Origin of the sequence: Luedemannella helvata, assembly GCF_039528415.1 — a bacterium.
GTDB lineage: Bacteria > Actinomycetota > Actinomycetes > Mycobacteriales > Micromonosporaceae > Luedemannella > Luedemannella helvata.
In genome coordinates this window covers 272,287-287,423 of the sequence record NZ_BAAALS010000001.1, presented here as the reverse complement: position 1 = coordinate 287,423, position 15,137 = coordinate 272,287, and the positions used below count along the sequence as shown (strand labels likewise).

General features: G+C 72.6%; 10 protein-coding genes. 5 read left to right on the top strand and 5 right to left on the bottom strand.

Annotation, left to right across the window (positions count from 1 at the left end; genetic code table 11):
- Positions 1 to 14 precede the first annotated feature (14 nt).
- Complete coding sequence (locus tag ABD191_RS01290) at positions 15 to 1,721, top strand: ABC transporter ATP-binding protein (RefSeq protein WP_344075782.1); 1,707 nt, start codon at positions 15 to 17, stop codon at positions 1,719 to 1,721.
- On the top strand, positions 1,718 to 3,520 hold the full coding sequence (locus tag ABD191_RS01285) for an ABC transporter ATP-binding protein (RefSeq protein WP_344075780.1): 1,803 nt from the start codon (positions 1,718 to 1,720) through the stop codon (positions 3,518 to 3,520). The genes ABD191_RS01290 and ABD191_RS01285 overlap by 4 nt, the downstream gene beginning before the upstream one ends.
- Here the strand turns inward: ABD191_RS01285 and ABD191_RS01280 are convergent.
- Together ABD191_RS01280 and ABD191_RS01275 are read right to left on the bottom strand one after the other, a co-directional pair.
- Complete coding sequence (locus tag ABD191_RS01280) at positions 3,507 to 5,228, bottom strand: discoidin domain-containing protein (protein WP_344075779.1); 1,722 nt, start codon at positions 5,226 to 5,228, stop codon at positions 3,507 to 3,509. The two genes, ABD191_RS01285 and ABD191_RS01280, sit on opposite strands and share 14 nt — an antisense overlap.
- 150 nt (positions 5,229 to 5,378) lie before the next feature.
- The gene (locus tag ABD191_RS01275; RefSeq protein WP_344075778.1) at positions 5,379 to 6,272 is read right to left on the bottom strand and encodes a hypothetical protein; all 894 of its coding nucleotides are present in this window, start codon (positions 6,270 to 6,272) and stop codon (positions 5,379 to 5,381) included.
- Positions 6,273 to 6,639: 367 nt separating this feature from the next.
- Between ABD191_RS01275 and ABD191_RS01270 the strand changes: the two genes are divergently transcribed.
- Positions 6,640 to 10,686: an extracellular catalytic domain type 1 short-chain-length polyhydroxyalkanoate depolymerase gene (locus tag ABD191_RS01270; protein ID WP_344075776.1), complete on the top strand. Its 4,047-nt coding sequence runs from the start codon at positions 6,640 to 6,642 to the stop codon at positions 10,684 to 10,686.
- Here ABD191_RS01270 and ybaK read toward each other — a convergent pair.
- The 3 genes from ybaK to ABD191_RS01255 are packed head-to-tail and all read right to left on the bottom strand — an operon-like array spanning position 10,683 to position 12,663.
- Positions 10,683 to 11,225 carry a Cys-tRNA(Pro) deacylase gene (gene ybaK / locus ABD191_RS01265; protein WP_344075774.1) on the bottom strand — a complete coding sequence of 181 codons (543 nt, stop codon included), beginning with the start codon at positions 11,223 to 11,225 and terminating at the stop codon, positions 10,683 to 10,685. The two genes, ABD191_RS01270 and ybaK, sit on opposite strands and share 4 nt — an antisense overlap.
- A gap of 6 nt (positions 11,226 to 11,231) precedes the next feature.
- Entirely contained in the window at positions 11,232 to 12,449 is a 1,218-nt protein-coding gene (locus ABD191_RS01260) for a class I SAM-dependent methyltransferase (protein WP_344075772.1), read from the bottom strand.
- Positions 12,450 to 12,471: 22 nt separating this feature from the next.
- Positions 12,472 to 12,663, bottom strand: a complete 192-nt coding sequence (locus tag ABD191_RS01255; RefSeq protein ID WP_344075770.1) for a DUF1918 domain-containing protein — start codon at positions 12,661 to 12,663, stop codon at positions 12,472 to 12,474.
- A gap of 227 nt (positions 12,664 to 12,890) precedes the next feature.
- Here ABD191_RS01255 and groES point away from each other — a divergent pair, with 227 nt between their 5' ends.
- Together groES and groL are read left to right on the top strand one after the other, a co-directional pair.
- A complete protein-coding gene (gene groES, locus ABD191_RS01250) occupies positions 12,891 to 13,205 on the top strand; it encodes a co-chaperone GroES (RefSeq protein WP_344075768.1) in 315 nt (104 codons plus the stop codon).
- 76 nt (positions 13,206 to 13,281) lie between these two features.
- Positions 13,282 to 14,937 carry a chaperonin GroEL gene (gene groL, locus ABD191_RS01245; protein WP_344075765.1) on the top strand — a complete coding sequence of 552 codons (1,656 nt, stop codon included), beginning with the start codon at positions 13,282 to 13,284 and terminating at the stop codon, positions 14,935 to 14,937.
- Positions 14,938 to 15,137: the final 200 nt, after the last annotated feature.

The window sequence follows — 15,137 nt, the reverse complement described above, 5'->3', positions numbered from 1 at the left end:
ACCGTCGAGGGACTATGCGCGGATTACCTGTCCCCGACCCCGGGACACCTCCCACGCGCACGTCCACCGGTTACCTCTGGTGGCTCGTGCGGGTCCAGGCGTCGACCGTCGTCGCCGCCATCATGTTCGGCGTGGTCTGGAGCCTCGCCCAGGCGCTCATGCCCGCGGCGATCGGCAAGGCCATCGACCTGGGCGTCACCGCCCGCGACACCGGCGCTCTCGTCCTGTGGACGGGGGCGCTTCTCGCGTTGGGCGTCCTGCAGGCGTACGCGGGCATCATGCGGCACCGCAACGCCTGCCAGAACTGGCTGGGTTCGGCCTACCGGACGATGCAGCTCACCGTGCGGCAGGCGACCCGCCTGGGCGCCACGCTGCCGAAGCGGATGGCGACCGGCGAGGTCGTCAGCGTCGGCATGTCGGACGTGGCCCATATCGGCGACACGGTCGACATCCTGGGCCGCGGGGCGGGGGCGGTGGTCGGCATCGTCACCGTCGCGACGATCATGTTGACCACGTCGTTGCAGCTCGGCCTCGTGGTCGTCCTCGGCGTCCCGCTGCTGACCCTCGCGGTGACCTTGCTGATCCGGCCGCTGCACAAGCGGCAGGCGGCCTACCGCGCGGAGCAGGGCGGGCTGACCACCCGCGCGGCCGACATCGTCACCGGGCTGCGCGTGCTGCGCGGCGTGGGTGGTGAGGCGGCGTTCGCGGCGCGCTACCGGGCCGAGTCGCAGCGGCTCAGGGCCGCGGGCGTACGGGTGGCGAAGGTCGACTCGCTGCTGGAGGCGACCCAGGTGCTGCTCCCGGGCGTGTTCGTGGCGCTCGTGACGTGGCTCGGCGCCCGGCTCACGGTGGCGGGCGACATCACGCCGGGACAGCTGGTGGCCTTCTACGGGTACGCGGTGTTCCTCATGATGCCGCTGCGCACGCTCACCGAGGCGGTAAACAAGATCACCCGGGGGCACGTGGCGGCCGGCCGGGTCCTGGGGCTGCTGCGGCTGACCCCGGAGCTGGCCGACCCCGCCGTGCCCGCGACCGTCCGCGACCCGGGCGCCGCCGAGCTGGTCGACCCCGAGTCGGGGCTGGTCGTGGCGCCCGGGCGGGTCACCGCCGTGGCGGCGGCGCGCCCCGAGGAGGCCACCGCCATCGCTGACCGGCTCGGCCGGTACCGCGACAGCGACGCCGCGCTCGACGGCGTACCCCTGAGGCAGTTGACCAGGGCGAGCGTCCGCGACCTGATCCTGGTCGCGGACAACGACGCCCGGCTGTTCTCCGGGCGGCTGCGCGACGAGCTGGCGCCGCGCGGCGCGGACGACGAGCGGATCGCGGCGGCGCTCGACGCCGCCAGCGCCCGCGACATCGTCGACGCCCTGCCGGACGGGCTGGACGCGCAGGTGGCGGAGCGGGGACGGGAGTTCTCGGGCGGGCAGCAGCAGCGGCTGCGGCTGTCCCGGGCGCTGCTGGCCGACCCGCCGATCCTGGTGCTCGTCGAGCCCACGAGCGCGGTCGACGCGCACACGGAGGCGCGCATCGCGGCGCGCCTGGCAAAGGCGCGGGCCGGACGCACGACCGTCGTGTGTACGACGAGCCCGCTGGTGCTCGACCGGGCCGACCGGGTCGCGTTCGTCGACGGCGGCCGGGTGGTCGCCGAGGGCACCCACCGGGAGTTGCTGGACCGCGTGCCGCGCTACGCCGCGACCGTGACCCGAGGGGAGGACGGATGAGGGAGATCCTGCCGATCGCGTCGGCGGCGCAGGTGCGCCGGTACGCGCGCCGGCTGATGCTGCGCTACCCCCGCCAGCTGGCGGGCGCCCTGCTGCTGCACGGTTGCGCGGCCGTCGCCGGGCTGGGCCTGCCCTGGCTGGTGGGCCGGCTGATCGACGAGGTGAAGGACGGCACGTCCACGGCGACCGTCGACACGATCGCGCTGGCGATCGCGGGGTGCGTCGTGGTGTGCGCGGCGTTCACCCGGTACGCGACGTACGTGTCGGCGCGCCTGGGCGAGCGGATCCTCGCCGAGCTGCGGGAGGACTTCGTGTCCCGGGCGCTGTCGGTGCCGCTGTCGACGCTGGAGCGCGCCGGTACGGGCGACCTGCTCACCCGCACCACGCGCGACGTGGACACGCTGGCCCGCACGGTGCGCTACGCCCTGCCGGAGATCCTGGTCGCGTGCGTGATGGGCGGCTTCGCTATCGGGGCGCTGTTCCTGCTGGGGCCGGCGCTGGCGGTGCCGCTCGTGTTCGGGGTGCCGATCATCTGGGCGGGCACCCGGTGGTACCTGCGCCGCGCGCCGGAGGGCTACCTGCGCGAGAACGCCGCGTACGCCGACATCACTGACGGGCTCGCCGAGACCGTGGACGGCGCGCGCACGGTGGAGGCGCTGGGCACGCAGGCCCGCCGGGCGGCGCGTACGGACGACGACATCCGGCGTTCGTTCCGGGCCGAGCAGTACACGCTACGGCTGCGTACGGTCTTCTTTCCCCTGGCGGAGATCGGCTACGTCGTACCGGTGGTCGCGACGCTGTTCGCGGGCGGTTTCTACTACTCGTGGGGCTGGGCGACGCTCGGCCAGGTGACCGCGGCGGTCCTGTACGTGCAACAGCTCGTCGACCCGATCGACCGGCTGCTGTCCTGGCTCGACGAGTTGCAGGTCGGCGCGGCGTCGCTGGCCCGGGTGCTCGGCGTGGGGTCGGCGGAGTCGGTGGACAAGGGGGTCCGGCCCCCGGCCGGTGCGGGTGTCATGGCCGCCCGGGACGTCCGGTTCTCCTATGTGGACGGCCGGGACGTGCTGCACGGTGTGGACCTCACGCTGGCGCCGGGGGAGCGGCTGGCGATGGTCGGGCCGAGCGGGGCGGGCAAGTCGACCCTGGGCCGGCTGCTCGCCGGCATCCACCGGCCCCGTACGGGCAGCATCACGGTCGACGGCGTCGTCCTGGCCGACCTGCCGCTCGACGAGCTGCGCCGCCAGGTCGCGCTCGTGACGCAGGAGCACCACGTGTTCCTCGGCACGCTGCGCGAGAACCTGACCATGGTGCGGCCGGGCGCCACCGACGACGAGGTGCGCGCCGCGCTGGCGGCCGTGGACGCGCTGGACTGGGCCGTCGGCCTGCCGGACGGCCTGGACACCCAGGTCGGCGGCGCGGGCGCCGCGCCGACGAGCGGGGCGAGCGCGCTCTCGCCGGCGCAGGCCCAGCAGCTGGCGCTGGCCCGGCTCGTGCTCGCCGACCCGCACACGCTGGTCCTCGACGAGGCCACCTCGCTCATCGACCCGCGCGCGGCCCGGCATCTGGAGCGGTCACTGGCCGGCGTGCTGTCCGGGCGTACGGTCATCGCGATCGCCCACCGGCTGTTCTCGGCGCACGACGCCGACCGGGTCGCGGTCGTGGAGGACGGGCGGATCAGCGAGCTGGGCCCGCACCACGAGCTGGTCGAGGCCGGCGGGGCGTACGCGTCCCTGTGGCGCTCGTGGCACGGGTCGTCCCAGCGCCAGACCGACGAGCTGGCCGGAGTCAGCGGAAGCTGACCGCGTCGTTGCGCCACAGCCGCAGGTCGCCGATCGACCACGTCTGGCTCGCCTCGATGCCGTCCCCGACGGCGACCAGCCGCAGGTAGCGGGCGTTCTGGCGGGGGAAGGTCACCGCGCTCGACCGGGCCCCGCCCGCCCGGGTGACCCGCGTCCAGCGGTTCCCGTCGGCGGAGGTGAGCACGTCGAACTCGTGCGCGTAGTCGAAGGGGAAGGCCTCGGCGTCCAGCGTCAGCCGGCTGAACACGCGCTTGGCGCCGAGGTCGACCTGGAACCACTGCCCGCCGGCGAGCCGCTGGCGCGAGCGCCAGCCGGAGGCCGGGTCGGCGTCGAGCGCGGCGGCCGCCTGCTCGGGGTGGTGCGACGCGCTGGCGACCCAGCCCGTACGGGGCAGCTCGCTGGGGCCGGTGGCCGGGCGCGGCAGGGGCGCCGGCGGCGCGACGCGCGGCGTGCCCCCGCCGCCGATCCGGTCGGGCGCGTTGTTGTCGACCAGCCACAGGTGGTTGAAGATCGCGCGCACGTCGCGCCGCCAGGCCGGGTCGTCCTGGTCGACCTCGTTCAGGGCGGCCGCGTCGATGCCGAGCTGGTTCGTCGGCGCGTACGTGTCGGCGACGACGTACCCGCCGAAGTCCCGCAGCGCTTCGAAGATCTTGATGGCGGCCGGGTTGGTCAGCCGCACGTGGTCCATGGTCAGCGACGGGTTGATCGCCAGCAGCGCGCCCATCTTCAGGCGCCGGTCGGGCGCGTCGCGGCACGGCTCGAGGGTGCAGTAGACCGTGGCCGCGTCGGCGTCGTTGCGGTCGGCCGGCCAGCGGAATCCGGGCTGGTCGTCGTCCGGCTCGTAGGCCAGGTACTTCTGGGCCCAGACGCCGAGCTGCAGCGCGTGCGCGATCGGCGCCGGGCCGCTGAGCTCCCCGGGCGCGAGCTGCCCGCCGATGCTGGACAGCCCCGAACCGGCGTGCCCGCCGTACGTGCCGTCGCCGTAGAGGTCGGCCTCCGTGGCCCGGTTGCCGTGCGGCTCGCTGTCCGCGCCGCACCGGGCCGCGGACCGCAACTGCAGGAGGGTACGCCCGTCCGGGTACACCACGGCGGTGGCGTTGCCGGGTGAGGCGTAGGTCGGGGCGACCACCGCGTCGCCGATCACGGTCGAGCGGGGGAACAGCACCGGCCCCAGGTTGGCGGTGCCCCGGCAGCGCCCGCCGTAGGTCACGCCGTCCGCGTCGTACGCCCCGCCGTCGGGGCCGCGCAGCGTGTACGTGGCGTAGCTGCCGGCCCGCGCCGGGTGCGCGAACGTGTTCGGCTCCAGGGCGACCTTGTCCTCGGCGCGCAGGTAGGTGCGCTCGTAGACGGCCCCGGAGCCGATCGGGGTGTTCCAGATGCTCGTGCTCGCGAACGGCTGGCGCAGCGGGTCGCGCGGCCCGGCCGGCTGTCCGGTTGCGGTGGGCGCGGTCGTGGCAGGAGGGCTGGTCGGGGCGCTCATGGTCGCGTTGCCGGCGCGCTCGCCGCCGGGCGGGCCCGCCGCGGGCGCGGCGATGGGCGGCGCGGTGACCGTCGACGCGGCGGTGCTGTGGCCGGGCGCGGCGGCGCGGGGGGTGCAGGCGGGGCCGGCGCAGGCGGCGGCGTCACCCCAGCTCAGGGCCGCGACCGCGAGCACGGCGGCGGCGGACGTCGTGACCGCGATGACGTAGGCGCGGGGAGAACGGTGCATGGGGACGCTCCGGTGCCGGCGCTGGTCACCTCGGTGATCCGGGACTCAGCGACGATCAACGATACGATGTGCGCCGATCTCCGTACAAGGCCCCATTGTGGACATGGCGAAGGGTGCCGGCCATGGCGACCGGCACCCTTTCGCCGAAGGTCAGCGACCCAGGAGCTTCTCGACGGCCGCGTCGATCGTGCCCTCGTCGGGCGACGCGTACGACTTGAGGGTGTCCTTGTTGTAGGTCATGAAGCTCGGGCACCGCGTGGCGGGCGCGTTGACCGTGCCGCCGTCGCCGATCTTCTGGCCGGTCTTGGCGGCGTAGAAGGTCAGCGTGTACCGCGACGACACGTAGTCGACCGTCAGCTTCTTGCCGTCGCTGGCCTTGATGTCGCACTTCTGGCCGACGGTCTCGCTGCCCTCCACGTACGAGACGCAGGCGACGACGCTCACCGTGGTGAAGTCCGCGATCTTGGCGTAGTACTTGGCGGTCGAGTCCAGGAACCGGTGGCTCCAGCTGGTCGGCCGGTCCGGGCGGTTGGAGAAGGCGAACGCCTTGTTGGCGGAGCCGGCGTTGTAGTCGGCCGCGTTGAGGATCGCGCCGCCGTCACACACGTCGGCGAAGTCGCTGGAGTACTTCGCCGTGATCGCGTTGTTGTTGTTCTGCTGGCCGCTGCCGCTCGTGGGCGGCGCGGCCGTGGCCGCCGGCGCGCTGTTCTGCGTCGTCGGGGTGGTGGGCTCGTCCTTGTCGGCGCTGAGATACCAGGCCACGCCGCCTCCGCACAGGAGGAGCAGCAGCACCAGTATGCCGACGAGGAGCCCGATGATGAGGCCCTTGTTGGACTTGGCCGGCGGCTGGCCGCCGGGGAAGTAACCGGGCTGCGCGCTGTAGGGCTGCTGGCCCTGGGTGCCGTAAGCGGGGAAGCCGGCCTGTGTCGGCTGCGCGTAGGGCGAGCCTGGTGCCTGCGGCGCGTAAGGGGATGTCGGCGCCTGCTGCGGCTGCGGCCAGTTGGGATCGGGCTGGCCGGGGTGTTGCGCGTAGGGGTCGCTCACGAGCTGTTCCATTCACCTGATCTACGACTGTTTAAACCGATCGCTTGGCACTGTAGATGCTTCGTGCCAGGGCCGGGGGTGGTAGGACCGTGTTCTCTGTCTCCACTGCTCCCGACGTCGAAACTTTCGATACCGGGTGACGCTCCCGGGTGCGGCAGAAGCGGGGCCAGGCGATGCGACAGTCGGCAATTTTCACGCATTTGTTTGTTATCGATGTGCCTGATCGCGGCCCCGGCAAAGATTTCGCATCGAGGGCTGCCGAAATATATCGACACTAGGCTATCGTGTGGCCCGCGCTTCCTCCGTCCCCACCATCCCGATAAGTACCGAGCGGTGAGTGCTTCCTGCCCGGAAGAAAGGGAGCCCCATGCGACTGGGCCGATTGCCCGCCACCTCGACGCACCGCCGACGGCGCCTGCGGACCGCGTTGTTCGCCAGCGCCGCGCTCGCGGCGTCCGTCCTGGTTCCGCTCGCCGTCACCTCGGCGAGCGCGGCGACCGTCGTGACCGACTTCCATCACGACTTCGAGAGCGGCCAGACCCACGGCTGGGCCGGCAACGGCGTCACGGCTGAGAACGTCGTCGCGGGCGCCGACGCCCACGGTGGCACCGGGGTGCTGTCCGTGCACGACAAGACCGGCTGGGGCGTCGCCGTGCGCGACCTGACCCCCTTTGTGCGGCCGGGCGTCGAGTACACCCTGACCGCCTGGGTGCGGGCCGCCGCCGGCTCAGGCGCGGTCACCATGACGGTCAACGCCGGCAGCGACTACCAGAACTCCGGCTCCTACGAGGTGCCCTTCGACGCCACCGGCTGGACCCGGATCAGCCGTACCTACACGGCGGCGGCCGGACAGGCGCTGCCCAGTCCACTGCAGGTCTATTTCGAACAGAGTGACCCTCTCGTGCCGTACTACGTCGACGACGTGACCCTGACCCATGTGGACTCCGGCGACCCCTCGGGAACCCAGACCGTCTTCGCCCACGACTATGAGGACGGCAGCGCGCAGGGCTGGGGCCCGCGCGGCAGCGTGACCGTCGCGACCAGCACCGAGCAGGCGCACGCCGGTACGCGCAGCCTGAAGACCACCGGACGTACCGCCAACTGGCACGGGCCGGCCATCAACCTGCTCGACAAGGTCGCCGCCGGGACGCAGTACACGTTCACGGCCTATGTCCGGATGGTCGCCGGCTCGGACACCATCGGCGCGACCGTGCAGAAGACCGTCGACGGCACCCAGAGCTGGGACGGGGCCAGCGACCGGGTCACGGCCACCGACACCGGCTGGACGAAGCTGACGGGCACGTGGACCGCCCCGGCGAACGCCACCGAGCTGACCCTCTACGTCGAGGGCGCGGCGGCCACCTCGGAGTACTACCTCGACGACGTGTCGCTGACCTACGAGGGTGAGCCGACCGACCCGCCACTGCCGGCCGGCCTGGAGCGGGTCGACAGCTTCGGCCCCAACCCCGGCAACCTCAACATGTACGTGCATGTGCCCGCCACCCTGCAGGCCAAGGCGCCGATCGTGGTCGCCGCGCACTACTGCACCGGGACGGCGTCCGCCTTCTACACCGGCTCCGGCTTCGGCGTGAAGGAGATCGTGCAGGCGTCCGACCGGCTCGGCTTCATCATGATCTTCCCGGAGGCGACGCGGGACGGGCGCTGCTTCGACAGCGCGAGCCCGCAGTCGCTGCGTCGCGACGGCGGCAGCGACCCGGTCAGCGTGAAGTCCATGGTGGACTACGTGCAGGCCAACTACACCACCGACCCGCAGCGGGTCTTCGTCATGGGCGCGTCCTCCGGCGCGATGCTGACCCAGGTGCTGCTCGGCAACTACCCGGACGTGTTCGCCGCGGGCGTGTCGTTCATGGGCGTACCGCACAGCTGCTTCGCCACCGGCAGCTCGTCGAACCTGTGGAACAGCGACTGCGCGCAGGGCACCGTGGCGAAGACCGGCGAGCAGTGGGGTGACCTGGTCCGGGCCGCGTACCCCGGGTACACCGGGGCGCGCCCGCGCGTGCAGCTGTGGCACGGCACGGAGGACGACATCATCTCGTACAACAACCTGGCCGAGGGCGTGAAGGAGTGGACGAACCTCCACGGCGTCTCCGACCAGCCGGCCGCCAGCCGCACGCTGGAGGGCACCTGGACGCGCAAGCGGTACGGCGGCACGGGCGCGACCCCGCCCGTCGAGGCGATCACGGTCACCGGCAACGGGCACGACCTGCCCCGCCCGGAGATGCACGCGTACGCCCTGGCGTTCTTCGGCCTGGACGCCCCGGTGATCGAGCCGGACCCGGACCCGGAGGGCGGCCCGCAGACGCTGCTCAACCACGGCTTCGAGAACGGCACCACCCAGGGCTGGACCCCGCGCGGGGGGCCGGAGGTGGTCGCGAACAGCACGGCGGTGGCCCACACCGGCACCCACAGCCTGTCGGTGACCGGCCGGACGCAGAGCTGGAACGCGCCCGTGGTCAGCCTGCTCGGCCGGCTCCGGCCGGGCGTCAGCTACCAGGTCGAGGCCTGGGTACGCACGTCGTCGGCGCACCCGACGGCCACCGCCCGGATCACCATGGAGCGGCGCCTGGGCGGCACCCCGACCTACGAGGGCATCTCGGGGGGCACGCCGGTCACCAGCGACGGCTGGACCAAGCTGTCGGGCCGCTACATCCTGGCCGACGACGTGGACTTCCTGACCCTGTACGTCGAGACGGACGGCATCGAGGACTTCTTCATCGACGACGTGAAGATCACCTTCCTGCCGACCCTGCCGATCCAGACCGACATCGCGTCGCTCAAGGATGAGTTCGCCCGCTACTGGCCGCTCACGGGGGCGGCCGTCGAGGTGCCCCAGCTGCTCGGCGACCACGCCACGCTGCTGGCCAAGCACTTCAACTCCGTGACCCCCGGCAACGCGATGAAGTGGGACACCGTGCAGGCCCAGCCGGGCGTGTGGAACTTCGCGCGGGCCGACCGCATCATCGCGCTCGCCGAGGCGAAGGACATGAAGGTGTACGGGCACGTGCTCGCCTGGCACTCCCAGCTGCCCGCCTGGGTGTTCCAGGACGGCGCCGGCAACCCGCTGCCGGTCAACGCCGAGAGCAAGCAGCTCGTGCTCGACCGGCTCGCCGACCACATCCGCGCGCTCGTCGGACGGTACAAGGGCAAGGTCTACGCCTGGGACGCGGTGAACGAGGTCATCTCGGACGCGGCCGACGAGACGTACCGGCAGAGCGACTACTACAAGTACACCGGGCTCGACTTCATCCGGACCGCGTTCCGGGTGGCGCACGAGACGGACCCGGACGCGAAGCTGTGCATCAACGACTACAACACCCAGCTGCCGGACAAGGCGGCGAAGTACCTGGCACTGGTGAAGCAGCTGCTCGCGGAGGGCGTGCCGGTCGACTGCGTCGGGCACCAGATGCACCTGCTCGTCAACGACTCGCCCGCGCAGATCGACAAGGTGCTCGGCCAGTTCCAGGCCCTGGGCCTGCGCCAGCGCATCACCGAGCTCGACATCAGCGTGTACGCCGACCGCTACGACTCGTACGACCCGATCCCGGACTCGGCGATCGCCGCCCAGCGGGCGCAGTACAAGGCGGTGTTCGCGGCCTTCCTCAAGCACGCGGCCGGCATCGACTCGCTGACCTTCTGGGGCCTCGCCGACGACGACACGTGGCTGACCAGTTTCCCGATCAACCACCTCGACACGCCACTGCTGTTCGACGACCGCCTGCAGGCCAAGCCGGTCTTCCATGACGTGGTCGACCTGGCCGGGAACTGGCTGCCCGCCGGGCCGCGCACGGCGACGCTGAGCGCGGACCAGGTCGTGCTGCCCACCAAGGGGGCGGGCTCGTTGACCGTGACCTTGTCGGCCAGCTGGTGCCCGGCCACGGGCAGCAAGGTCGTCGCGGTCGGCGCCAGGGGCACGCTGTCGGCGCCGCTCAGCAAGACCAGGTCCGGTACGTACGCGGCCAAGCTGCCGCTGGGCGGCAAGACCCCGGCCGGCCGGTACGACGTCTACCTGTCGGGCACGGACTGCGTCGGCACCACGTACGCCCCGCCCGCGGCGTCGGCGCGGCTGGCCACGTTCACCGTGCTGAACCCCACGACGGTCAGCCTGGACGTGGTCGCCGAACCGGCCCGCAAGGGCAGGGAACTCGCCGGCCTCGGCGTCCTGCAGCGGCTGTCCGACGGCAAGCTGACCGGCTTCTCGGGCGCCCAGCTCGTGGTCGAGTTCAAGGCCGACGGTGCCACCTCGTACACGCCGGTCACCACCGCGACGACCATCTTCGGCGGCATCTACGCGTTCCAGGCCACCGCGAAGGTCAGCGGCACGTGGCGCGTCCGGTACGCCGGCGACGCCACCCACGCCCCGTCGGACGCGACGGATCACGTGGCGGTGCGCTAGCCGGGTGGGGCCGGCATCCCGTCCGGGTCGCCGGCCCCACCCGCAACGCGCGGCTGCTGGTCCGGGCGGGAGATCGGGGCGGTGACCGCGCGGGTGAGCCGGACCAGGTCGGTGGGGGACAGCTCGACCTGAAGGCCGCGCCGGCCGGCGCTGACGAACACCGTGTCGAACTTCTCCGCCGACTGGTCGATCACCGTGGGCAGGGCCTTGCGTTGGCCGAGCGGGCTGATGCCGCCGCGCACGTAGCCGGTCGTCCGCTCGGCGAGGGCCCGGTCGGCGAGCGTGGCGCGCTTGCCGCCGGCCGCCGCCGCGAGGGCCTTGAGGTCGACCTCGCCGGTGACCGGCACGACGGCGACCGTCAGCGCGCCGTCGACCTCGGCGACCAGTGTCTTGAACACCCGGGCGGGGTCCTGGCCGAGCGCCGCGGCCACCTCGAAGCCGTAGTTCGGCGTCTGCGGGTCCACCTCGTACGGGTGCAGTGTGTGCTTGACCTTCTGCTTCGTCAGCAACGCGGTCGCGGGAGTGCCTTGAGCTGCCACGGTGAGTCAGGCTACCGGTACGGCGCGAGCGATTATCGCCGTCGGCGCCCCCGCCACCCGGGTGAGCAGCAGCGTTCCCGCGCCGCCGCCGGACAGCCGCAGGTCGCGGCGCAGCCGTTCGGGCTCCAGCGCCGAGCCGCGCTTGCGGATCTCCAGGATGCCCAGGCCGTGGGCCCGGACCGCCGCGCGCAGCCGCTTCAACGAGAAGGGCAGCGTCTCCAACACCTCGAACCCCGACGCGTACGGGCTGGGAGCGGCCCCATCCGTGTAGCAGTAGGCGATCGTCGGGTCGGCCAGGCGAGCGCCGATCGTGGCGGCGAACTCCGCGACCAGGTGGGCGCGCACGACCGCGCCGTCGGGGTCGTGCACGAACCGGCCCACTGGCCCGACCGGGGCGAGGGCATCCCCGGAGCCCACGAGCTGGTTCACCGCGCGGTCGCGCGTACTCAGCAGGGTCGCCTTTCGCGGCGCCTGGGCCAGCGGCCCGCACCAGAGCGCGGCCTCGACCACCTCGCCGGCCACGCTGACCCACTCGGCCTCGGCGTGCGCCGGGATCAGCGCGTGGTCGATGCCCGGACCGAGCTTGAGGACGGTCGCGGGGACCCGCTCGGCGAGGCCGGTGACGAAATCCCAGGGCGGAGAGTAGGCGCGGGGGTCGAAGACGCGCCCGCCGCCGGCTCTGCGCCGGGCCGGATCGCAGAACACGCCGTCCACCGTGTCCAGTGGCACGGCGGTCGCGTCCGCGCACGTGACGGTGACCTGGTCGGACAGGCCGAGGGCGGCCACGTTCGCGGCCGCGACGGCGGCGGTGAGCGGGTCGGCGTCGACGGCGCGGACGCGCAGGCCCGCGCGGGCGAAGGCGATCGTGTCCGCGCCGATGCCGCAGCCCAGGTCGGCGACGTGGCGCACGCCGGCGGCGGCGAGGCGCTCGGCCCGGCGGGTGGCCACGGCCGCGCGGGTGGCCTGTTCGAGGCCGGCGCGGGTGAAGAAGAGGCGCGCGGCGTCCGGCCCGAACTTGGCGCCGGCCCGGTGGCGCAGGCCGGCCTGCGTGAGCGCGGTCGAGGCCAGGTCGGCGGGAATGCCGGCGGCGCGCATCGCCGCGGCGGCGGCGAGCGGATCCGGCGGGCTGTCGGCCCACAGCGCCCCGGCTGCGGCGAGGGCGTCGGCTCCCTCGGGGGCGAGCAGCGCGGCGAACCGCGCCGCGGCGTCGGTGGGCTGGGTCACGGCGCTATTGTCGCCGCCGTGCTCACTTCGGTGGGGCGGGCTCCACGACGCAGTCGGGTCCCGGGTACACGAGGCTCTCGTGCCCGTCGGTGAAGCGGACGAGGTACGGCGGACCGCCGTTCTCGCCGCGCACCTCCAGGATCTCGCCGTACTTGTCGTGCGCGCCGACGACCTTGCCGTGGACGTGAAGTCGGTCACCCGTGGCTGCCTTCATAAGCCCGACGATGCCTTATGGGGGCGGATCGTCGCAGGAAAACGGCGCCACGCTGGCACTCTAGTTGACGGAGTGCTAGCGGCGGCATAACCTGCGGGTTAGCACTCTCGCACCGAGGGTGCCAGCTCGCCGGGGCTACCGGCGGGCGTTCGCCCGGCGGTGCCGGCACCCGCGACGACGGGCCGTCAGGCGGTACCTGGTAAGCAGACAAGATACCCCAGGAGGGTATGCCCGTGACTACCGCGACGAAGGTTGCGATCAAGCCGCTCGAGGACCGCATTCTGGTCCAGGCGAACGAGGCTGAGACGACCACGGCGTCGGGTCTTGTGATCCCGGACACCGCCAAGGAGAAGCCGCAGGAGGGCACGGTCATCGCCGTAGGCCCGGGCCGCTTTGACGAGAAGGGCGCCCGCGTCCCGCTCGACGTCAAGGTCGGCGATGTCGTCATCTACTCGAAGTACGGCGGCACCGAGGTCAAGTACGCCGGCGAGGAGTACCTGGTGCTCTCCGCCCGCGACGTCCTCGCGGTCATCGAGAAGTGACCAACCGATAGTGCTGCCGCCCCGGCCCCCGTTCGCGGGGGACCGGGGCGCAACACGTGAAGGGACCGGATACAACATGGCGAAGATCCTGAGCTTCTCCGACGACGCGCGGCACCTGCTGGAGCACGGCGTCAACGCGCTCGCCGACGCGGTCAAGGTCACCCTCGGCCCGCGCGGGCGCAACGTCGTCCTGGACAAGAAGTTCGGCGCCCCCACCATCACCAACGACGGCGTGACGATCGCCAAGGAGATCGACCTCGCCGACCCGTACGAGAACCTCGGCGCGCAGCTGGTCAAGGAGGTGGCGACCAAGACCAACGACGTGGCGGGCGACGGCACCACCACCGCCACCGTGCTGGCCCAGGCGCTCGTCCGCGAGGGCCTGCGCAACGTGGCCGCCGGCGCGGCCCCGGGTTCCCTCAAGCGCGGCATCGACGCGGCCTCCGCCGCGATCGGCGAGGCGCTGCTCGACAAGGCCCGCGAGGTCGCCACCCGCGACGACATCGCGCAGGTCGCCACGGTCTCCGCGCAGGACGCCACCATCGGCGACCTGATCGCCGAGGCCATGGAGAAGGTCGGCCGCGACGGCGTCATCACCGTCGAGGAGGGCTCCACCCTCGCGACGGAGCTCGACGTCACCGAGGGCATGCAGTTCGACAAGGGCTACATCTCCCCGCACTTCGTGACCGACGCTGAGGCCGGCGAGGCCGTCCTCGAGGACGCGTACCTGCTCATCACCACGCAGAAGATCTCCGCCATCGAGGAGCTGCTCCCGCTGCTGGAGAAGGTGCTGCAGGCCGGCAAGCCGCTCATGCTGATCGCCGAGGACGTCGACGGGCAGGCCCTGTCGACCCTCGTGGTCAACTCCATCCGCAAGACCATCAAGGTCGCCGCGGTGAAGGCGCCCGGCTTCGGCGACCGCCGCAAGGCCATGCTGCAGGACATCGCGATCCTCACCGGCGGCGAGGTCGTCGCGCCCGAGCTCGGCTACAAGCTCGACGGCGTGGGCCTTGAGGTGCTCGGCACCGCCCGGCGCGTCGTCGTCACCAAGGACACCACCACGATCGTCGACGGCGGCGGCACCGACGCCGACGTCGCCGCGCGGGTCGCCCAGATCCGCAAGGAGATCGAGGCCTCCGACTCCGACTGGGACAAGGAGAAGCTCAACGAGCGGCTCGCCAAGCTCGCCGGCGGCATCGCCGTCATCAAGGTGGGCGCCGCGACCGAGGTCGAGATGAAGGAGCGCAAGCACCGCATCGAGGACGCGATCTCGGCGACGAAGGCGGCCGTCGAGGAGGGCGTGATCCCGGGCGGCGGCGCCGCTCTGGCGCAGGTCGCCGGTACGCTCGCCGACGGCCTGGGCCGCACCGGCGACGAGGCGACGGGCGTCGCGATCGTCCGCAAGGCGCTCGTCGAGCCGCTGCGCTGGATCGCGCAGAACGCCGGCCACGACGGCTACGTCGTCGTGTCCAAGGTCGCCGACGCCGAGTTCGGGTACGGCCTCAACGCGGCCACCGGCGAGTACGTCGACCTGGTCAAGGCGGGCATCATCGATCCGGTGAAGGTGACCCGCAACGCGGTCGCCAACGCCGCGTCGATCGCCGGCCTGCTGCTCACCACGGAGAGCCTGGTCGTCGACAAGCCCGAGAAGGCCGCCCCGGCGGCCAACGGCCACGGTCACGGCCACTCCCACGGCCACGGCCACGGCCACCAGCACGGGCCGGGTTTCTGACCCTTTCATAACGGCGGGGGGCCGGGACGCATCAGCGTCCCGGCCCACCGCCGTTCCCACCCCTCCCACGCCTCCGGCCCCGGCACCCCGCCCTCGCGCCAGCGCCCTCGCGCCGATGCGCCTGTGCGCCGGGCCCGTGCGTACGGACGCGTGGGCGTCCTCTGGTCGCCAAGGTGCGCACTTTGGCGGCTACCAGGGCG